Origin of the sequence: Streptomyces aureoversilis (assembly GCF_042657885.1) — a bacterium.
GTDB classification, from domain to species: domain Bacteria; phylum Actinomycetota; class Actinomycetes; order Streptomycetales; family Streptomycetaceae; genus Streptomyces; species Streptomyces aureoversilis.
In genome coordinates this window covers 62288-82307 of sequence record NZ_JBHSKJ010000020.1, presented here as the reverse complement: position 1 = coordinate 82307, position 20020 = coordinate 62288, and the positions used below count along the sequence as shown (strand labels likewise).

19 protein-coding genes are annotated in these 20020 nt (G+C 73.3%); 9 read left to right on the top strand and 10 right to left on the bottom strand.

The genetic code is table 11. The features are described 5' to 3' along the window. Positions 1–44 precede the first annotated feature (44 nt). Positions 45–1316 carry a PP2C family protein-serine/threonine phosphatase gene (locus ACFPP6_RS28840; protein WP_382048387.1) on the top strand — a complete coding sequence of 424 codons (1272 nt, stop codon included), beginning with the start codon at positions 45–47 and terminating at the stop codon, positions 1314–1316. A gap of 38 nt (positions 1317–1354) precedes the next feature. On the opposite strand, the gene ACFPP6_RS28835 is transcribed toward ACFPP6_RS28840, so the two are convergent. Next, on the bottom strand, positions 1355–2074 hold the full coding sequence (locus ACFPP6_RS28835; protein WP_382048569.1) for a PIG-L deacetylase family protein: 720 nt from the start codon (positions 2072–2074) through the stop codon (positions 1355–1357). Positions 2075–2395: 321 nt separating this feature from the next. Here ACFPP6_RS28835 and ACFPP6_RS28830 point away from each other — a divergent pair, with 321 nt between their 5' ends. From ACFPP6_RS28830 to ACFPP6_RS28820, 3 genes are all read left to right on the top strand, one after another. Continuing rightward, positions 2396–3457: an ABC transporter substrate-binding protein gene (locus ACFPP6_RS28830; RefSeq protein ID WP_382048384.1), complete on the top strand. Its 1062-nt coding sequence runs from the start codon at positions 2396–2398 to the stop codon at positions 3455–3457. Between the two features lie 78 nt (positions 3458–3535). Continuing rightward, entirely contained in the window at positions 3536–4537 is a 1002-nt protein-coding gene (locus tag ACFPP6_RS28825; protein WP_465269384.1) for a FecCD family ABC transporter permease, read from the top strand. Positions 4538–4541: 4 nt separating this feature from the next. Then, positions 4542–5363, top strand: coding sequence for an ABC transporter ATP-binding protein (locus ACFPP6_RS28820; protein WP_382048378.1), 822 nt, complete (start codon positions 4542–4544; stop codon positions 5361–5363). A 129-nt stretch (positions 5364–5492) separates the two neighbouring features. Here the strand turns inward: ACFPP6_RS28820 and ACFPP6_RS28815 are convergent, their stop codons facing one another. The 3 genes from ACFPP6_RS28815 to ACFPP6_RS28805 all read right to left on the bottom strand — a co-directional run bounded on the left by ACFPP6_RS28815 (position 5493) and on the right by ACFPP6_RS28805 (position 9055). Beyond that, complete coding sequence (locus tag ACFPP6_RS28815) at positions 5493–6662, bottom strand: serine hydrolase domain-containing protein (RefSeq protein WP_382048566.1); 1170 nt, start codon at positions 6660–6662, stop codon at positions 5493–5495. Between the two features lie 142 nt (positions 6663–6804). Continuing rightward, positions 6805–7773, bottom strand: a complete 969-nt coding sequence (locus ACFPP6_RS28810) for an L-tyrosine/L-tryptophan isonitrile synthase family protein (RefSeq protein WP_382048376.1) — start codon at positions 7771–7773, stop codon at positions 6805–6807. Positions 7774–7780: 7 nt separating this feature from the next. After that, entirely contained in the window at positions 7781–9055 is a 1275-nt protein-coding gene (locus tag ACFPP6_RS28805; protein WP_382048373.1) for a cytochrome P450 family protein, read from the bottom strand. Positions 9056–9676: 621 nt separating this feature from the next. On the opposite strand from ACFPP6_RS28805, the gene ACFPP6_RS28800 reads away from it, so the two are divergent. Next, entirely contained in the window at positions 9677–12244 is a 2568-nt protein-coding gene (locus ACFPP6_RS28800) for a heavy metal translocating P-type ATPase (protein ID WP_382048563.1), read from the top strand. Then, positions 12241–12720: a copper chaperone PCu(A)C gene (locus ACFPP6_RS28795; protein WP_382048370.1), complete on the top strand. Its 480-nt coding sequence runs from the start codon at positions 12241–12243 to the stop codon at positions 12718–12720. Before ACFPP6_RS28800 ends, ACFPP6_RS28795 begins: the two co-directional genes overlap by 4 nt. 89 nt (positions 12721–12809) lie before the next feature. On the opposite strand, the gene ACFPP6_RS28790 is transcribed toward ACFPP6_RS28795, so the two are convergent. Beyond that, positions 12810–13385 carry a sigma-70 family RNA polymerase sigma factor gene (locus ACFPP6_RS28790; protein WP_382048367.1) on the bottom strand — a complete coding sequence of 192 codons (576 nt, stop codon included), beginning with the start codon at positions 13383–13385 and terminating at the stop codon, positions 12810–12812. A 70-nt stretch (positions 13386–13455) separates the two neighbouring features. On the opposite strand from ACFPP6_RS28790, the gene ACFPP6_RS28785 reads away from it, so the two are divergent. Beyond that, entirely contained in the window at positions 13456–13635 is a 180-nt protein-coding gene (locus tag ACFPP6_RS28785; protein WP_382048364.1) for a zf-HC2 domain-containing protein, read from the top strand. Between the two features lie 179 nt (positions 13636–13814). Here ACFPP6_RS28785 and ACFPP6_RS28780 read toward each other — a convergent pair whose 3' ends face one another. Continuing rightward, positions 13815–14507, bottom strand: a complete 693-nt coding sequence (locus ACFPP6_RS28780; protein WP_382048361.1) for a hypothetical protein — start codon at positions 14505–14507, stop codon at positions 13815–13817. A 372-nt stretch (positions 14508–14879) separates the two neighbouring features. Beyond that, positions 14880–15179 carry a hypothetical protein gene (locus ACFPP6_RS28775; protein WP_382048359.1) on the bottom strand — a complete coding sequence of 100 codons (300 nt, stop codon included), beginning with the start codon at positions 15177–15179 and terminating at the stop codon, positions 14880–14882. Between the two features lie 170 nt (positions 15180–15349). Here ACFPP6_RS28775 and ACFPP6_RS28770 point away from each other — a divergent pair, with 170 nt between their 5' ends. Further along, complete coding sequence (locus ACFPP6_RS28770) at positions 15350–16657, top strand: GAF domain-containing protein (RefSeq protein ID WP_382048560.1); 1308 nt, start codon at positions 15350–15352, stop codon at positions 16655–16657. A gap of 72 nt (positions 16658–16729) precedes the next feature. Continuing rightward, positions 16730–18253 (top strand): acetaldehyde dehydrogenase ExaC, encoded by a 1524-nt coding sequence (gene exaC / locus ACFPP6_RS28765; protein ID WP_382048356.1) that lies wholly within the window; start codon positions 16730–16732, stop codon positions 18251–18253. Positions 18254–18531: 278 nt separating this feature from the next. On the opposite strand, the gene ACFPP6_RS28760 is transcribed toward exaC, so the two are convergent. From ACFPP6_RS28760 to ACFPP6_RS28750, 3 genes are all read right to left on the bottom strand, one after another. Next, positions 18532–18783 (bottom strand): hypothetical protein, encoded by a 252-nt coding sequence (locus ACFPP6_RS28760; RefSeq protein WP_382048353.1) that lies wholly within the window; start codon positions 18781–18783, stop codon positions 18532–18534. 566 nt (positions 18784–19349) lie between these two features. Continuing rightward, positions 19350–19766 carry a hypothetical protein gene (locus ACFPP6_RS28755; RefSeq protein ID WP_382048350.1) on the bottom strand — a complete coding sequence of 139 codons (417 nt, stop codon included), beginning with the start codon at positions 19764–19766 and terminating at the stop codon, positions 19350–19352. Continuing rightward, positions 19750–19926: a helix-turn-helix transcriptional regulator gene (locus ACFPP6_RS28750; RefSeq protein WP_382048557.1), complete on the bottom strand. Its 177-nt coding sequence runs from the start codon at positions 19924–19926 to the stop codon at positions 19750–19752. Before ACFPP6_RS28750 ends, ACFPP6_RS28755 begins: the two co-directional genes overlap by 17 nt. Between the last annotated feature and the right edge of the window lie 94 nt (positions 19927–20020).

The window sequence follows — 20020 nt, the reverse complement described above, 5'->3', positions numbered from 1 at the left end:
GGGGGGCACCACCCGTGCCAGGGTGTAATGGCACAAATGCCCCTATGAGCCTCGTTCCGGCGTGGAGGTCCCGCCAGGTGTCGTCGTCGCGCAGACTGCCCTTCGCGTTCGTCCTGGCCTACCTGGCGGGCATCGTGTGCGTCGACCTGATGACGCCGTCGAACCTGCGCCTCGACGTCTTCGCGGCCCTGGCCCCGATGACGGCCGCGGCGCTGTGCACGTACCGGCAGACGGTGTTCGTGGGCGTCGTCGACTTCTGCCTGATGGTGGCGCACCACGGCGTGGCCGACAGCGAGGTGGCGGTCAACCGGGTCGGCTCGTTCGTCGGCAACGCGCTGATGGTGGGCGCGAGCATCGCCGTGGCCCGGCTGCGGCGCGACGGCGACGCCCTGCTGGAGCGCGTACGGGCCACCGGCGAGGCCGCGCAGCGGGCGCTGCTGCGGCCGCTGCCGCTGCGGACGCGCAGTGTGGTCGTGGACGGCTTCTACGTCTCCTCGCATCGGGAAGCCCTCGTCGGCGGCGACCTGTACGAGGTGGTCGACACGCCGTACGGGACGCGCGTGCTGATCGGCGACGTGCGCGGCAAGGGCCTCGGCACGCTGGGCGCGGGGGCGGCGGTGCTGACCGCCTTCCGGGAGGCGGCCTACCACCGGCGCGACCTGGAGAGCTCGGTGCGGGCGATGGAACAGGGGCTGTACCGCTACCACCGGTCCGCGGAGTACCAGGCCCGGCTGCAGCCCGGCGGACACGGCGGGCACGGAGGGCGGCCGGAGGACGCGCGGATGCGGGCCGCCGAGGAGTTCGTCACGGCGCTGGTCTTCGGCACCGAAGAGGGCTCCGAACAGCCCGGTGCGAGCGGCCCGGTGCCCGTCACGTTCGTGGACTGCGGGCACGTGGCGCCGTTCCTGATCGACGCGCAGGGCGGCGCCCGCGAACTGGAACCGGCCGACGCGGGACTGCCCCTGGGCCTCGGCGACCTGGCCGCCTCGCCCCGGACGGTCCGGCGCGTCGCCCTGCCGCCCGGCTGCCGGGTGCTGACCTGCACCGACGGGGTGACCGAGGCCCGGTCACCCGACGGCGGCTTCTACCCCCTGGCCGAACGGCTGGACGCGTGGGCCGCCCTGCCCACGCCCGAACTGCTGGGCAGGCTGCGCGCCGACCTCGACGCGCACACCGGCGGGCGGCTGCAGGACGACGTGGCGGTGCTGGTGCTGGAACGGGCGTCGGAGTACCACGGCACGCACGAGGCGGCTTGCCCGGAGGGGGCGGCGCAGGGGACGGCGCAAGGGACGGCGGAAGGGGTCCCGGTGACGTAGGCCGGGGTCCCGGTGCCCCCCGTGGCGCTCCCGCCCCGTCAGCGGTCGAAGAGCTCGAAGGAGACGCCCGGCCGGCCGCCGAACCGTGCCGCGACGCCCTGCATGCTGCCCTCCAGGAACGTGCGGCAGTACGTCTCCGGGTCCTCCTTCGTCAGCGCCTCGATGTACGTGCGGTGGCAGAGGAGGGACGCGACGGCCCGGTCGAGGCCGCTGCTCGCGTCGACGGCGTGGGTGGGCCGCGGGGAGCCGGCGACCGCCACGTAGCGCACGCCGTCCCAGGGCAGGAGCCCCTCCTCGGCGAGGTCGGGGAAGATCCAGCGGTTGCCCGCGTCGGCGACGGCGTCGAGGACGGCCCGGCCGACGTTGCGGTGGTCGGGGGTGTTCCAGAAGACGGAGTCGCCCCAGGACCAGGTGTCGTGGTGGTTGAGCGTCAGGACGAGCTCGGGGCGGTGGCGGCGGATGGCGGCGGCGAAGTCGCGGCGCAGGGCCGTGCCGTATTCGATGACGCCGTCCGGGTGGCCGAGGAACTCGACGGTCTCCACGCCCACGGCGGCCGCGCCGGCCCGCTGCTCGCGCTCGCGCAGCGGCCCGGCCTCGGCGGGGGCGAGGGTGTCGATGCCGGCCTCGCCGACGCTGGCCAGCAGGTAGACGCACTCGCGCCCGTCGTCCAGCCAGGTGGCGACGGCGGCGGAGGCGCCGTACTCGAGGTCGTCGGGGTGGGCGACGATCGCGAGGGCGCGCCGCCAGTCGGTGGGCATCTCCTTCAGCTGGTCGCGGGCCTGCGGCTGCGCGTCGGGCCCCCCGGACGCGGCCGTCGCCGCATCCGTCACATCCGCCGCCGCGCCGGTCGTCGCGCCGGCCGTCGCATCCGTCGTATTCGTCGCATCCGCCATCACGGTCTCCTTCACCTGCCGGATCCGTCCCCGCCCGCGCGCCGCGTGTCGTCGGCGGGGCGTTCGGTGCAGCCTACGTCGCACTTCTTCGCGACACGCGGGAACCCGGCGGGCCTGCGGTCCGACTACCTGATCCGGACCCGCACCGGCGGGCCCGTGGCGAACCGAAATTCCTGGAGTTGTCTGATGCGCCCTCGTGCGTGGTGCGGTGTACTGGCCGCTGTGGCCCTGTCGGCGACGGCCTGCGGCGGCGGTGGCGGTGAGGCGAAGAAGTCCGACGACGCCGCGGCCGGCGCGCGGTCCGGATTCCCGGTGAGCGTCACGGACTGCATGGGCGCGAAGACCACCTTCGAGTCGGCGCCGAAGCGGATCGTCACGAGCAACGCCGCGGGCCTGGAGCTCCTGATGTGGCTGGGCGCGGGCGACAAGGTGGCCGGCACGGGCTTCCCGCCCGGCAAGGGCGCCATGCCGGGGCAGTACGCGGACCGCGCGGCGAAGGTGCCGGTGCTGGGGAAGACGGTGATCCCCAAGGAGAAGCTGCTGGGCTCGGGCGCGGACCTGTACGTCGACGCCTTCTCGTCCATGAAGAACATGGGCAAGATGGGTGACGCGCCGACGGCCAAGGAGTTCGAGACCGCCGGGATCAAGCACGTCTTCCTGAAGTCGACGGCCTGTGTCGCGATGAGCAAGGCGCCGCGTACGGACCTGTCGGGCGTCGAGGCGGACATCGAGGAGCTGGGCAAGGTCACCGGCACCTCCGCGCGCGCCGCCGAGCTCGTCCAGGAGATGCGCAAGAAGACGGGCGCGGTGCAGGACGCCCTCAGGGACGTCCCGAAGGACAAGCGCCCGTCGTACTTCTTCTTCGACTACGACGCGGGCACCAAGCAGCCGATGGCCGTGTGCAACCGGCAGGTGGCCAACGCCGTGATCGGCATGGCCGGCGGCCGTAACGTCTTCGACGGCTGCGACGGCGACTTCAAGCCCGTGGGCTGGGAGGACGTCGTCGCAAAGAACCCGGACTGGATCCAGCTGGGCGTCCGCAACCGGGGCAGCGAGGAGGCGAACGCCAAGGCGTTCGACGAGGCCGCGGAGTTCCTGAAGAACTTCCCCGCCACCAAGGACCTCACGGCCGTCAAGGAGGGCCGCTTCCTGCGCATCGGCTCGGAGCGCACCACGATCGGGGGCGTGCGCAGCGCGGACACCGTGCGCGAGATCGCGCACACGCTGCACCCGGACCGGGTCAAGTAGATGGGTCCGGTGGGGGCGCCCGCCGCGGTCACCGCGGAACGGGCGGAGGAGCGCGAGCCGGGGGCGCGGGCGCCGTGGGTGGCGGCGGCGCTCGCCGCGGCCCTGCTCGTCGCGCTGACCGCGTCGGTGTGCCTGGGCTCCTCGGACGTGCCGCTCGGCGAGGTGTGGTCCTCGGTCACGCGCGGCATCAGCGGGCAGGAGCCGGTGCCGGGCACCCGGGATCTGATCGTGTGGCAGCTGCGGGTGCCGCGGGCGCTGCTCGCGGCCGTGGTGGGCGCCGGCCTGGGCCTGGTCGGCACGGCCGTCCAGGCCCTCGTCCGCAATCCGCTCGCGGACCCGTACCTGCTGGGCATCTCCAGCGGGGCCTCGCTCGGCGCGGTCGCGGCGATCGTGCTGGGGGCGGGTGCGGGCGGGCTGCTCGGACTGGGGCTGTCGGCGGCGGCGTTCGCCGGTGCGCTCGCGTCGTTCGCGCTGGTGTGGGCGATGGCCCGGCGCGGGGGCGGCTTCTCGCCGCTGCGGCTGGTGCTCGCGGGGGTGGGGATCGGGCAGTTCCTGTCCGGCTTCACGCACTACCTGGTGCTGCAGGCGGGCGACGACCAGCAGACGCACGGCGTGCTGTTCTGGCTGATGGGCTCGCTCGGCGGTGCCCAGTGGACGACGCTCGGCGTGCCCGCGGCGGCGGTGGCCCTGGGCCTCGCCGCGCTGCTCGCGCGCGCCCGTGCGCTCGACGCCGTGCTGATGGGCGACGAGACCGCGGCCGGGCTGGGCGTGGACGTCACGCGGCTGCGGCGCGAGCTGTTCGTGGTGACGAGCGTCCTCACCGGCGTGCTGGTGTCGGTCTCCGGGGCGATCGGCTTCGTGGGGCTGATGGTGCCGCACGTGTGCCGGATGGTCGTGGGCGGCGCGCACCGCGTGCTGCTGCCGGTGGCGGCGCTGTTCGGCGCCGTCCTGCTCGTCGTGGTCGACCTGGTGGCCCGTACGGCGCTGCCGGACCAGGAGCTGCCGGTGGGCGTGGTCACGGCGCTGATCGGTGCCCCGACGCTGCTGTACCTGCTGGACCGCCGCCTGGAGAGGGGCTAGGGAGATGCGGATCGCCATCGAGGACCTCGACGTGGCGCTGTCGGGCCGGACGATCGTCTCCGGGGTGCACCTCGTCGCGGAGGACGGGGAGATCGCCGGGCTCGTCGGGCCCAACGGCAGCGGCAAGTCGACGGTCCTGCGCACCGTCTACCGCTATCTGCGGCCGCACGCCGGCCGCGTGCTGGTCGGCGGTACGGACATCAGGTCGCTGACCGCCCCCGAGGCGGCACGGCGGGTGGCCGCGCTCCCGCAGGAGCGCGGCAGCGACTTCGAACTGTCGGTACGGGCGGTCGTGGCCATGGGCCGCACCCCGTACAAGCGGGCGTTCGCGGGCGACGACCCCGCCGACAAGGACATCGTGGCCGCTGCCCTGGCGGGCGTGGGCCTCGCCGGGGCGGAGAAGCGGCGCTTCTCCGCCCTGTCGGGAGGCGAACGGCAGCGGGTGCTGCTGGCCCGGGCGCTGGCCCAGGATCCGGAGGCCCTCGTCCTGGACGAGCCGACGAACCACCTGGACGTCCTGCACCAGGTGGAACTCCTGGCCCTGCTGCGGGCGCAGCGCCGCACGACGCTGCTGTCCCTGCACGACCTGAACGCGGCGGCGTCCCTGTGCGACCGCCTCCACGTCCTCCACGAGGGCCACGTGGTGGCCTCGGGCCCGCCGCGCGACGTCCTCACCCCGGAGCTGCTGGCGGACGTCTTCGGCGTCCGGGCGGCGATCATCGACCACCCGTTGACGGGCGACCCCCTGATCGCCTTCGACCACAGGTCACCGGCGGCGGCGCCGGCGCTGCCCCGGCCGGCGGAGGCGCTGACGGCGGACGGCTAGCCGGCCGGTGCGGTGGCTGCAGGGCGCTTGGTGCGGGTGCGCTGAGTGCGGGACGTGGGTCAGCGTGTGCTGCAGGCGCCCCTACTGCAGGGCGTGGACCGGCGCGGCGCGCTTCCTGCCGACCGCCGACTAGCGCGCCGCGGCCGCCGCCGCCCGCACCACGGCTTCGGCGAGCCGGTGGTTCTCCAGGCCCGCGCCGAACCCCGACGGGAAGGCGAAGCGGCGGCGCGTGTACGCGTAGGCCACGCCGCTGTCCGGGTCCGCGAAGCCGAGCGAGCCGGCCGCGCCGCTGTGGCCGAAGGCGTCCGGGCCGAGGAAGGGGTAGCGGCCGCTCAGCTCCTCGAAGCCCAGGCCGAAGACGTCCTCGTTGCCGGTGACCTGGTCGGTCCCGCGGTACTGGACGCGGGCGAACTCGGTGACGGTCTCCGGCTTCAGCAGCGGGGCCCGGCCGTCCACCTCGCTGATAGCCGCCGCGTACATCCCGGCCACGCCCCGTGCGGTGCCGACCCCACCGGCCGAGGCGGGGCCCAGGGCCCGGACGGCACGGGTGTTGGCGAGGGCCACGAGGTCGGTCGGCGGGGTCGCGTTCTGGTTGAAGGCGATGCCCTTGACGCTGTCCGGGGCCGGCGCGCCGGCCGCGAGCCGCTCGGACTCCTCCGCGGTGGGCAGCAGCGGGAGCACGTCCGCGTAGCGCGCTTCGAGTGCCTCGGGCAGTCCCAGGTGGAAGTCGAGCCCGTACGGCGCCCGGATCCTCTCCTCGTAGATCTCCTGGATCGACCGGCCGGTCACCCGCCGCACGACCTCGCCCGTCAGGGCGCCGATCACGAAGGCGTGATAGCCGTACGCCGTTCCCGGCTCCCAGAAGGGCCGCTGCGCGGCGAGCCGCGCGGCCGCCAGCCGGTCGTCGGCCAGCTCCTCGGTGGTGAAGCCGCCGTCGACCCCGACGACTCCGGAGCGGTGCGCGAGCAGCTCGCGCAGCGTGAGCCGGCCCTTGCCCTCCGCCGCGAACTCCGGCCAGTACGCGGCCACTTCGCGGTCCAGGTCGAGGACGCCGTCCTGCACCAGGAGCGCGACCACGAGGTGGGCGGCACCCTTGGTGATGGAGTAGAGGCCGGTCAGCGTGTCCGCCGTGGTGCCGGGGCCGCCCCACAGGTCGGCCACCCGGCGGCCGTTGACGTGCACCACGAGCTGCGCCTCGGGCGCGTCCCGCTCCCCGCCGAGCACCGCGGCGAACGCCTCCCGCACGCCCTCGAACCCCTCCGCGACGGTCCCCTGTACCTGGCCGTTGTCGCGCGCCATGGTCTGCCCCCTGTTGTCGATCACGTGCTGGTCGAAGATCACAACAGCCGTACGAGGGTGGGCATTCCCGGGGGAAGCGTCGCTTTCGGGACCGCGGGGTGGCCAGCTGCCGCACAGCCGCAGCCACCCGTACCGCCTCCCCCTACCCCCACTCCTCGAAGTGGCTCGGGCGCCCCGCGCGGAGGACGAGGCGCCCCCGCGTCTCCGCCTCCGCCCGGTGCATGAGCCGCGCCTCTCCCCCGCGCCCCCGCAGGACGGCGGCATGCCAGGGCGTGGCCCACGCGTCGGCCGCGTCCAGCAGCCGGATGCCGAACTTCTCCGCGCCCGGCCGCTGGGGATGAATGGACAGCCGTACGGACCTGGGGTGGCAGTCGGCGATGAGGTCGCCCCAGGCGCGGCTGCGCGCGATGACCCCGTAGGCGCGGGTCCGGCATTCGCGCTGCAGCGCGGACCGCGTGCCGTCGAAGTCCGCGGTGTCCTCGACGAGGAAGCGGGTGATGCCGCGGTAGAGGCGCGCCGTCTCCTCGTCGCTGCGGACGAGGGCCCGCAGCTCCTCCACCGAGGGCGCGTAGGCCTCGGTCACGAGCCTGCGCTTGGTGTCGTGGTCGAGGTCCCCGTGGACGTCGCGCAGGTCGAAGGTGTCGAGGCGGCCGAGCCCCTCCCCGGCGATCAGGTCGCGGAGCGCGTCGCCGTAGGCGTCGATGTGCTCGTCCGGTACGTGGATGAGGTCCCCGAAGATGTGCCCGTCGGAGCAGATGAGGATGCGCGCGCCGGGTGCGTAGACCGCGCCGATGCGCGAGCAGAGCCGGTCGAGGAAGGCGAGGGAGAGCCGCTCGCCCTCGTCGGGGAGGTGGCCGAGGACCTTGGCGGGGTTGGGCGACTTGCAGGGGAACCCGGGGAGGGTGAAGAGGACGGGCTCGCCGGCGTCCGTGAACTGCCGTATCTGGCGCAGTTGCTCGGGAAAGCCGGCGGGGTCCGCGGACCCGGCGCCGGTGGTGCGGTGGTACGGCAGGAGGAGGCGGAGGATGCGCGCCTCGACGGACGAGGCGGATGTGTCAGGTGCCGGAGCGGGGGTCACGGGAACGGGAGAGGTCAGCGTGGCGTGGGACATGCGGCACTCACCCACGGCCCATGGGGCAGACGGCGGCCCGGTCGAAGGAGACCGGCAGTGCAGAGGTGCCGCGGCCGAGGACGGCCGGGATCCAGGGGAGTTCCCCGTCGGGCACGGCGAGCCGCAGGCCGGGCAGCCGGGCGAGCAAGGTGCCGAGGGCCACCTGGAGTTCGATGCGGGCGAGGGCCGCGCCGGGGCAGAAGTGGATGCCGTGGCCGAAGGCCAGGTGGGGTCCCTGGGCCCGGTCGAGGTCGAGCGTGTCGGGGTCGGGGAAGCGCTCGGGGTCGCGGTTGGCGGCGCAGAGGGAGACGATCACGGAGTCGCCGGCGGGCACGCGCGTGCCGTGCAGGTCGGCGTCCTCGGCGAGGAAGCGCCAGGTCGTCAGCTCGAAGGCGCTGTCGAGGCGCATGAGTTCCTCGACGGCGGCGGGCATGAGGTCCGGCTCGTCCCGCAGCCGCGCCAGGGCCTCGGGGTGGCGGAGCAGGTTCACCATGGCGGTGGTGATCTGGTTGGTGACGGGCTCCTGGCCGGCGACCAGCAGCTGGAAGATCATGGAGTCGAGCTCCTCCGGGGTCAGTTCGCCCGCGTCGCGGGCGGTGACCAGGCGGCTGAGCAGCCCGTCGCCGGACGCCTGTCGCCGGTCCTCGACGACCTCGGCGATGTAGCCCTGGAGTTCGCGCAGCAGCGCCTCGTAGGCCGGCCGTCCCGGGTCCGTGGGCCCGACGGGCGCGACGACCTTGCCCCACTCGCGGCGGAAGCGCCGGGCCAGGTACGGCGGCAGGCCGATGACCTCGGCGAGCACCTGGAAGGGGAAGCGGGCGGCGAAGCACTGCACGAGGTCGGCGGAGTCCGCGTCCCCGTCCGCCGGCATCGCGTCCACGAGCGCGTCGGCCATCTCCTGGAAGCGCGCCCGCATCCCCTCGACGCGCCGCGGCGCGAACGCGTCGGTCACCAGGCGGCGCATCGCCGTGTGCTTGGGCGGGTCCTGGTGGAGGAGGTGGACCTGCAGTTGCGAGTGCTGCGGCTCGGGCATGATCGAGGCGCGGGCGCGCCAGCGGTCGTTGCCGCGGTCGTGGTTCTTGCCGAGCCGGGGGTCGGCGAGGGTCTTCTGGGCGGCCTCGTGCCCGGTGACCAGCCAGGCGGTGACCCCGCTGGGGAACAGGACCCGGTGGATCGGGCCCGCCTCCCGCATCCGCGCGTACAGCGGGTACGGGTCCCGCTTGTACTCGGGCCCGTAGAGGGGGACGGGGTCGGGCAGCTCGGTCGGCTCGGGCTGGGACACGGTGAGGGCTCCTCGCGAAGTCGTGGACCCCTGAGAAGTCGGACGGGCGGCGGGGTGAGTTCCCGCCGGTCGGGGGGTTGTTCGCACAGGTTTACGGGCGCCTCTGCCGCACGGGTTCTCTATCTCCAGGTAGTCGGCCGGCGAGGGGTTCTGGTTCCCGCGGACACAAGGGACAATCCTCACGCGCCGGGAGCGGGCGGAAGGCGGCTGAACCGGCTGTGCAGCGTGCCACGATGCGGAGATGACCGCTCGTCGCTCCCCCTCTCCATCCGGAAGCCCATCCGGAACTCCGTCCGGAAGTCCGTACGGCAGCCCGTACGCGACCCTGATCGGTTTCGTCCTGCTCCTTGCCGCACTCTTCGGCGTCGCGTACGCCGTCGGCACGGCAGCCGGCCCGGCGGCTCCGGGGATACACCGCACCGGTGGATCCGGGTCGGGCTCGGGGTCGGGGTCCGGTGGAGGGATGGGCGGCATGGATGGCATGCACGGCATGAACGGTATGAACGGCATGGGTGGGCGATGAGCTCGACGACCGGCGCCGCGGCCGACACCGGCACCGCGGAGAACGCGGAGAACGCGGAGAACGCGGAGAACGCGACCACCGAACTCATCGTCGGCGGCATGACCTGCGCCGCCTGCGTGGCGCGCGTGGAGAAGAAGCTCGGCAGGCTGGACGGCGTGAGCGCGACCGTCAACCTGGCCACCGGCCGGGCCCGCGTCTCCCACCCCGCCGGGGTCACCCCCGCCGAGCTGATGGCGGTCGTCGAGGGCGCCGGCTTCACGGCGGCGCTGCCCGATCCCGCCCCCGCGCCGGGTTCCGGGGGAGGCAAGGAGAGCGCGGCAGGCGAGGAGGGCGGGGCGGCGGCCACGGGCGCCCTGACCCGGCTGCTGATCACGGCCGTGCTGTCCGTCCCCGTACTGGTGCTGTCCATGGCCCCCGGCCTGCAGTTCCGCAACTGGCAGTGGCTGTGCTTCGTGCTCGCGACGCCGGTCGCCGTCTGGGGCGCGTGGCCCTTCCACGAGCGCGCCCTGCGCGGGCTGCGGCACTCCGCCGCGACCATGGACACGCTCGTCTCGCTCGGCGTCATCGCCTCCTACTCCTGGTCCGCGTACGCCCTGTTCTTCGGCGGGGCCGGACGGCCGGACATGAGGATGCCGTTCACGCTGGTGCCGTCGATGACGGTCGGCACGGCGGACGTCTACCTCGAAGCGGTCGTGGGCGTTCCCCTGTTCGTGCTGATCGGCAGGCTGCTGGAGGCCCGGGCCCGGCACAGCACGGGCTCCGCGCTACGGGCCCTCGCCTCGCTCGCCGCGAAGGACGTGCTCGTGCGGGCGGCGGACGGTACGGAGCGCCGGGTGCCCATCGAGCAGCTGCGCGTCGGCGACCGCTTCGTCGTGCGCCCCGGTGAGCGTGTCGCGACCGACGGCGTCGTCGTCGCGGGCAGTTCGGCGCTGGACCTGTCGCTGGTCACGGGCGAGAGCGCGCCCGTGGAGGCCGGGCCGGGCACGTCCGTCGTCGGCGGCGCCGTCAACTCCGGCGGGCTGCTGGAGGTACGGGCCGAGGCCGTCGGCGCCGACACCCGGATCGCCCGGATCGCCAAGCTGGTGGAGGAGGCGCAGGCGGGCAAGGCGAAGGCGCAGCGCGTGGCCGACGCCGTCGCCGGGGTCTTCGTCCCGGCCGTGCTGGCCGTCGCCGTGACGGTCCTCGGCTTCTGGCTCGGCGCGGGCGCCTCGACGCAGGCGGCCGTCACCGCCGCGGTGGCCGTCCTCGTCGTCGCCTGCCCCTGCGCGCTCGGCCTGGCCACGCCCACGGCCCTGCTGGCGGCCACGGGCCGCGGCGCCGGCCTGGGCATCCTGGTCGGCGGGCCGCAGGCGCTGGAGGGGCTGCGGCGCGTGGACACGGTCGTCCTGGACAAGACCGGCACCCTGACGACGGGTTCGATGACGGTGACGGGCGTGACGGCCCGCCCCGACGGCATCGGCGAGACCGCGGCACTGCGACTGGCCGCGGCGGCGGAGCAGGGGTCGGAGCATCCGGTGGGCCGGGCGGTTTGCGCGTATGCGCGGGGTGCGGCGGGGACGCGGGCGTCCGCTGCCGCGGCAGCGGCTTCGGAGCCCGCGGCATCGGCGGCGGCCGAGACGCCGCGGGCGAAGGCCCCAGGAGCGGGCGCTCCGGCAGCCGAAGCCCCGGAGGCGCCGGACGCCGCAGATCCCGCACCGCGTCTCCCGGAGGTCACCGACTTCACCGCCACCCCGGGCAAGGGCGTCGCCGGACGGGTCGAGGGACGGCTCGTGGAGGTCGTACGTCCGGACACGGCGGCCGGACGCCCGCAGCGTGCGGGGCGCGCGCCCCGTACGAAGGGCCACACCACCGCGGCAGCGGCGCCGCTCCCCGAGGCGCTGGCCTCGGCCGTGCGCGACGCCGAGCGGGACGGGCGGACCGCGGTCCTGGTCCGCGTGGACGGCACGCCGGAAGCGGTGATCGTCCTGGGCGACACCGTGCGCTCCGGTTCCTACCGCGCCGTCGACCACCTCAAGCGCCTCGGCCTCCGGCCCGTCCTCGCGACGGGCGACAGCGAGGGCGCGGCGCGCGCCGTCGCCGCGGAGCTCGGCATCGAGGAGGTCCATGCGCGGGCCACGCCCGAGGAGAAGGCCGAGCTCGTACGGGAGCTGCGCGCCCAGGGCCGCCGGGTGGCGGTCATCGGCGACGGTGTCAACGACACGGCCGCGCTGGCCGGCGCGGACCTCGGCATCGCCATGGGCGGCGGCACGGACGCGGCCATCGGCGCCGCGGACGTCACGCTCGTCCGCGAGGACATGGGCGCCCTGGCGGACGCCGTCCGCCTGGCCCGGCGCACGTCGGCGACGGTGCGCGCCAACCTCGCCTGGGCGTTCGGCTACAACCTCGTCACGCTGCCGCTGGCGGCCGTGGGGCTGCTGAGCCCGATGGTCGCGGCCGCGGCGATGTCCGTCAGCTCGGTGCTGGTCGTCGCGAACAGCCTGCGGCTGCGGGGCTGGCAGCCGGTGCCGTCGCGGGCGTCGGCGGGACGGCGTCCGCACGGCAGGTCTGCGTCGTCTGCAGCTTCTGCAGCTTCTGCAGCTTCTACGTCTTCTACGCCTTCTGCATCGTCTGTTTCCACCGGCCGACGCTCCGGCGCCGCCGCCCTGGCCCCGCGAGGTGACGCGTGAACTTCTCCGGACTGACCGCTGCCGGGCGCGCCGCGCTCGTCCCCGTCCTGGCCTGCGCCGTGACCCTCGGCGGGCTCGGCGCCTGGACCGCCTCGGGCGCGGCGGGCCGGCCCCCGGCCGTCACGGTCGAGGACGCGCGCGTGCTGCTGCCGTTCGGCCGGGACGACACGGCCGCGTTCTTCCGGGTACGGAACGACGGCGACGTGGACGACGAGCTCGTCGGCGTCGACGCTCCGACGGCAGGCGGTGCGATGCTCAGCCGCACCGTGGTCAAGAAGGGCGCGGGCACCATGCAGATGGTGCGGTCGGCGGCGGTGCCGGCCGGCGGCACGCTGGAGATGTCCCCGCACGGCCTGGACGTCATGGTCTCGGCCCCGCCGCGGCTGAGGCTCGGCGACCGGCTGCCCGTCGTCCTGAAGTTCCGCGGGGCGGGTGCGGTGCGGGTGGAGGCGGAGGTCGTGCGGCCGGGGAGCTGACGGACTCGAAGACTCGTGGAAAGGGGCCGGGAGGCCGGGCGTGACGCCCGGCCTCCCGGCCCCGCTCTCGTGGGTGCCTGTTGTGCTTGCTAGGCCGCGACCGGTATGCGCACGGCGTCCCGCTCGGCAGTCTCCAGCTGGCAGATCAGCGCCTCGCGGGCCCGGGCCACGCGCGACCGCACCGTACCGATGGGGCAGCCGGCGACGACGGCTGCCTCCGCATACGGCAGGCCCAGCATCTGGGTCAGGACGAACGCCTCGCGGCGCTCGTAGGGCAGGCGGTCCAGGAGCTGCGACAGTGCGACACCCTCGTCGAAGCCGGGCAGCTGGGCCGTCTGGGCGCGCTCGGCGGCCGACTGCCAGTCGTCCGTGTCGGACAGGCGGGGGCGGGCGGCGTTGAAGCGCAGCCGGTCGACGACCGTGCGCCGGGCGATGGACAGCAGCCACGTACGGGCGGAGGAGCGGCCCTCGAAGCGCTCCAGCGAGCCCAGGGCCCGCAGGTACGTCTCCTGGACGAGGTCGTCCGCGCCCTGCGGGTCGTTGCTGAGGCGGGCGACGTAGCGGCGTACGTCGCTCTGCGTCGCGCGGATGAAGCGCTCGATGGCGTCGGCATCACCGGTGCGGGCGGCGAGCGCCCAGGTGGTCACGGCTTCGTCGTCACGCACGGGGGCCTCCCTTACGGAAGGACCGGGGGGTGATGCACCGGGCAAAAGCGGCACCGGGGACGATGGCAGGGTGCATCACTGCAGTGAATTCCGTACCGCCATATCCGCCAGCGTCGACGGCGAGGAGCTGCCGCCGGGCGTGACCGGCGCGGCCCTCGACGCGCATGTGCGCGGATGCGCCGAGTGCAACGCGTGGGGCGAGCGGGTACGCCGGCTGAGAGTGCTCGCGGCGGGGCTCGGCATGGACTGAGGGAACAGTCGAACAAGCCGGATAAGAGGCCGGCTCGGCAGCCGGGATCGCGGGGACGGCGTGCCGGCGTGGCACGACCCGCGTACGGGCAGGGGTCATCGCCCTGTGTCCTTCCTGGAATCCGGGCAGCCCGAGGAGCGGGCGGGCCCGGTGACGTGGTTCGGCGCGGGAGGTCGCCGTCAGCCGAAGGCGACGGCGACGCGGGCCGGTGGACCACGTGTGGCGAGGACGTGCGCGTACAGCAGCTGCCGCAGGCGCTGCGCGGCGCGGCTCCGGTCGGCGCGGATGCGCGGCGGGCCGGAGAGGGCCGCCCCCGTGCGGAAGAGGACGAGGAACGGGGTGAAGAGGCTGCTGCGCAGGGTGCGGGCGAGCCGGAAGGCCGCCTGTTCGCCGCCGGCGAGCCACATGCCGCAGATGACGGCGACGAGGACGTGCGCGGACCACATGCCGAGCGCGCCGTGGCCGGCGTGCATGGACATGGAGTGGCCGGCCATGTCGCCCATGGAGCTCATGTCCATGGAGCCCATGCCCATGGAACCGGTGGAGCCCATGTCCATGGGCATGCCGTCCATGGACGGCATGGAGGGCATGGGGGCCATGGAGTGCCCGGCGGGCATATCCATCGAGGTCGGCATCGACGTCGGCATCGGCATCGGCATGCCGGGGTCCAGCCCCAGGCGGGCGGCCCGTGCCGTGTTCACGACGACGTTCTGGGCGAGGCCGAAGAAGAAGTGGAGCCCGGTCTGGGCGCCGACCGTGGCGAGCGTGATCAGCAGCGGGCCGCGCTCGCGTCCCGCCAGGAACCACGCCCCGCTGCCCGTACCGCACAGCGCGACGGCGACGGCCCACCAGGGGACGGTCGTCCCGGACATGACCGCGTGACCCAGGGCAGCGAGCAGCACACAGACCGCTGCGAACACGGCGGCTCGCAGCGCTCGCGGTCCCTGTTCCGGCTGCGGCCCTGCTCTCATGACGACCACATCGTTGCACCCGCGCCGCGCGACGCGACGGCGGGGTACGCGGTGACGCCCGTACGACCCCCCGCTCGGGCGCACGGGCCCGCCCCGTACCGTCCGCCCGGCGGTACGAGGCGGTGGGTCCGCCGGCTCGGGGGAAGGACCGACGGCCCGGGTCCCGTCGCTCCATTGGGACTCGCAGAAACGAGTCAAGCGCGCGGCGGGCGGGCGCGGGAACGTGTGTGCGGGGTCGATCGCGGGTGCGCGGCTCACACCCCGTGTGAACGATCAGCCTCCGGCGCGCGGCTTGCGCGTACGCGTACGGCCGCCGTTGCCACCACTGCTGCTGTTGCCACGACTGCTGTTGCCGCTGCGCTCCGGCAGCCAGGCGGCGGTGCCCTTCTCGCCGAAGCGGGTGCCTATCGCGCCCTTGATCACGGAGAGGGCGGCGGGCAGGGAGGCGATGGCCGCGGCCTTGAGCGCGGAGACGTCGGTGAGGTCGAACCCGTCGGCGAGGAGGAGACCGAGGAAGGTGGTGATGTAGGCGGCTGCGGTGCGCTCGAGGATGTCGAGCAGAACTTTGGGCATGGCTGTTTCTTCGTCTCTTCCGTTCGTGTCCGATGGGTAAGGGAAGCGTCGTGGCGGAACGGCGCGCACCGCAAGCCCCGTAGGACTCGGAAGGACTCGGAGGGTGGAGGATCCCCGTGGTCGACGTGGTCAATGCGATCCATGCGCTCCATGCGATCGATGTGGTCGATGTGGTCAATCCCTGGCTGGCGATGGCGGGCGGCGAGGATCCGAACGAGCGGAGCCGTACGGTCCGCGGGGCGCACGAGGAGTTCGTGAGCGAGGGGAGGGTGAGTCCGCGGGTCCGGGCGGTGGTCGCCGACTCGTGGCGGCGGTCGGCGGCGGCGCTGCCCGCGGCGGACTTCCTCGCGCCGGTCGAGCTGGCCGACGCGGAGCTGGAGGAGTACCGCGGAGCGCATCCGCTGGCGTCCGTGATGCCGCTCTTCAGGGAGCTGCTGGGCACGATCGCGGACGACGGGGCGCACCTGCTGGCGGTCTGCGACGCGTCGGGCCGGATGCTGTGGGTCGAGGGGCACCGGGGTGTGCGGAGCCGGGCCGAGGCCATGAACTTCGTCGCCGGTGCCCGCTGGGACGAGCGGCACGCGGGCACGAACGCGCCCGGTACGGCGCTCGCGCTGGACCACGCCGTGCAGATCTTCGCCACCGAGCACTACAACCGCGCGGTCCAGCCCTGGACGTGCGCGGCCGCTCCCGTGCACGACCCGCGGACCGGCCGGCTGCTGGGCGCGGTGGACCTGACGGGCGGCGACCACCTGGCGGCGCCGCACAGCCTGGCGCTGGTGCGGGCGACGGCCCTGGCGGCGGAGGCGAGGCTGGCCGAGAGGGACCGCGGGACGGGAGGGATCCGCGACCACGGGCTGACGGCCCTGGGCCAGGACGAAGCGACGCTGACGACACCGGACGGCCGCCGGATACACCTGGGGAGACGGCACAGCGAGATCCTGGTGCTGCTGGCCGGACACCCCGAGGGGCTGACAGGAGATCGGCTGACGGCGGAGCTGTACGGGGACCGCCCGGTGCCGCCGGTGACGCTACGGGCCGAGCTGTCGCGACTGCGGCGCCTGGTGGGGCCGCTGCTGGCCTCCCGCCCGTACCGGCTGTGCGAACCGGTCGAGACGGACGTCGCCCGGGTGGAGCGCGAGCTGGAGGCGGGTGACGTACGCAGCGCACTGCGCGCGTACGGCGGCCCGCTGCTGCCCTCGTCGGAGGCGCCGGGGGTGTGCCGGGTGCGGCGGCTGATGGAGGGGCGGCTGCGGCGGGCGGTGCTGAGCGGCGGGGACGCGTGGGCGCTGCAGCTGTGGGCGGACAGCCGGTGGGGTGAGGAGGACCTGGAGGTGTGGGAGAGGCTGCTGGCGGCGCTGCCGGCGAGCGCGCCGCAGCGGGCGGGGGTGGCGGCGGAGGCGAGGAGGTTACGGGAGACGTACGCGCAGGGCCTGCACACGGGCCGGGCAACGTTGGCGCAACGTGGACGGCCCTAGCGTCTGACCGGTCACTGTCGACTCCGAAAGCGACGGAGCGACGCTCAGGAACCGGACCGGAAGGCCCCTGCCATGCCTCGCTACGCGAACCCCGGCTCCCCGGACGCGGTGGTCTCGTACCGCCCGCGGTACGACCACTGGATCGGAGGCGAGTACGTACCGCCGAAGCAGGGCGGCTACTTCGAGAACCCGACGCCGGTGACGGGCATGCCGTTCACCGAGATCGCCCGGGGCACGGCGGAGGACGTCGAGCGCGCGCTGGACGCGGCGCACGCGGCGGCACCGGCGTGGGCCCGCACCTCCCCGGCCGAGCGGGCGGCCGTGCTGAACCGCATAGCGGACCGCATGGAGCAGCACCTGGAGATGCTGGCGGTCGCGGAATCGTGGGAGAACGGCAAGCCGGTCCGCGAGGCCCTGGCCGCGGACATCCCGCTCGCGATCGACCACTTCCGCTACTTCGCGGGCGCGATCCGCGCCCAGGAGGGCAGCCTCTCGGAGATCGACGAGGACACCGTCGCGTACCACTTCCACGAGCCGCTGGGCGTGGTGGCCCAGATCATCCCGTGGAACTTCCCGATCCTGATGGCGGCGTGGAAACTCGCCCCGGCCCTGGCAACGGGCAACGCGGTGGTGCTGAAACCAGCCGAGCAGACCCCGGCCTCGATCCACATCTGGCTGGACCTGGTCGCCGACCTCATCCCCCCGGGCGTGGTGAACGTCGTCAACGGCTTCGGCGTGGAGGCGGGCAAACCACTGGCGGCCAGCCCGCGCGTAGCCAAGATCTCCTTCACCGGAGAGACGACCACGGGCCGCCTGATCATGCAGTACGCGTCGGAGAACCTGAAGCCGGTCACCCTCGAACTGGGCGGCAAGAGCCCGAACATCTTCTTCGACGACGTCTCGGCGGCCGACGACGACTTCCTCGACAAGGCGCTGGAAGGCTTCACCATGTTCGCCCTGAACCAGGGCGAGGTCTGCACGTGCCCGTCCCGGGCCCTGATCCAACAGGGCCACTACGCACCGTTCATGGAAGCGGCAACAGCCCGCACCGAACAAATCGTCCCGGGCCACCCCCTCGACACGACCACGATGATCGGCGCCCAAGCCTCCAACGACCAGCTCGAAAAGAGCCTCTCCTACCTGGACATCGGCCGCCAGGAAGGCGCCCGCACCCTCACCGGCGGCCACCGCGCCGACCTCGGCGGCGAGTTGTCCGGCGGCTACTACGTCCAGCCCACCATCCTCGAAGGCCGCAACGACATGCGCGTCTTCCAGGAAGAAATCTTCGGCCCGGTCGTAGCGGTAACCCCCTTCACCGACTTCGAAGACGCCATCACCCTCGCCAACGACACCCTCTACGGCCTCGGCGCCGGCGTCTGGACCCGCAACGGCACCACGGCCTACCGAGCCGGCCGAGCCATCCAAGCCGGCCGAGTCTGGACAAACTGCTACCACGCCTACCCGGCCCACGCAGCCTTCGGCGGCTACAAGCAGTCGGGCATAGGCCGAGAAACCCACAAAATGATGCTGACCCACTACCAGCAGACGAAGAACCTCCTCGTCTCGTACTCCCCGAAGAAGCTGGGCTTCTTCTAGACGGTGCGAAAGGGCCTCCGACCTGCGCCGAAGCAGGCCGGAGGCCCTGTGCTCGCCCTCCCACGATCTGTCCGCCCCACCCACCTTTATGCGGCGTATACACCATCCTGTCCCACGGCTGTACCAGTACTGATCAGCAGTTCCGGGCCAGTCACGGACGAAATCCGAGAGCAGCCAACTTTCTCGCCTTGATCAAGACCCGCGGGCACGACGCGGGCAGGCGCCACCTCTGCGGCCGCGATCGTTCGGCTTCAGGCCGTCCCTTTGGCGCCTAACAGTCAGACGTCGCCGAGGACTTCCCGGCGGGCGGCCTCAACCTTGCGGTTGAGGGCATTGGTCATCCGCACGGCCGCGATGGTGGCCAGGAGGCCGAGGCCAAAGAACAGCACCTCGGTGATGACACTGACGACTGCGATGTCCCGGGTAGCGTTCGTAATGATCGCCATGATGATCCCGCCAGAGACCCAGGCGAACCAGATCTGGAACTTCTCGGCCCGGACGGCCTTCTGCACGTCGCTGTAACTGGACATCGCTTCCCCCTGCATGACGCATGCGGGGCATCATGCCGTGGGGTGTGGGCGCATCCTGACGGTGTGACTGTTCTGTGACGTTGCGAAGATGACGAGTCGCAGTTGGTGAGCCAGCCTGCTGCGACGCCCCGTCTCTATGCCTCGCCAGCAGCAAGGGCTTCAATCCCGCTCCCTCATGGCTGCCTCGCGTGCTCCTGGCCCTGGGCGAGGACCCGGGCGTAGACGCGGAGCAGGACCGCGATGCCGTGGCCGGCCCGGCGGGCGCACTCGACCGGGTCTACCCCGGAATGGACCCAAGAGGAGATGCCTGCGTGACGCAGGTTACAGGGGCGCTTGGCGACGGGAGTTACCTGCTCCTGCTCCGAATCCCGCCGCCCCTAACTGGTGAAGCACTGGATCAGGGCCCTTGTTCCTCCGGGTGGCTGGAGGCTCCGGACCGCCTCTGAACTCCTTCTGGGGAACGGCCGACGATCCGGCCCTTGCCCTTGAGCTTCTCGCCCCTGGCTCCCGTGCGGTCGGCCCGAGCCAGGGCCCTGGTTTCGGAGTAGCCCTGCAGGGGTGAGGGGTTACAGCGACGTGTTCCCGGTGCGGGTGTAGGCGGCCGAGGCGGCGATGTATGTGAAGCCGGCGAGGGCGCTCAGCATGGTGAAGGGGCCGCCGAGTTCGTCGCGGGCCAGTTCGTAGGCGATGCCGCACAGGAGCGCGGCGACGAGGACGTTGCCGGTCATCGCGGACGCCCGCAGGTTGATGAGCTGTCGGCGTTCGTCCTCTTCGTGTCCGCTGAGCTGTGCGGCGACGTCGCTGCGGGGTGCGGAAAAGGTCACGATGAGCCCGTAGCCGATGCTGATGGCCGGCAGGACGACAGCCATCATGAGGTCTCCACGCACCGCCATGACCACCGCCATCGCCGCGCCCGCGACCACGGTCACGGCGAGCACGGCCCACCGCATGGGCGTGCGAGCGGTGCTAGGCGTCGTCGACATGGAAGATCTCCTCAACGGCGAGCCCGAAGTGTCGGGCTATTCGTATGGCCAGTGGCAGCGACGGGTCGTAGCGGCCCTGTTCGATGGCGTTCACCGTCTGCCGGGAAACCCCCAGCGCCGTGCCCAGCGCTTGTTGGGACAGCCCTTGGAGACCACGCAGCCGGGGGTGTCAACAGTTCACTGGCAGGGGTCGGCGTGGCCGCATGGTCGCCGTGGCCATCAGCTGGGCGTCGGGCCCGGCGCCCAGCTGATGT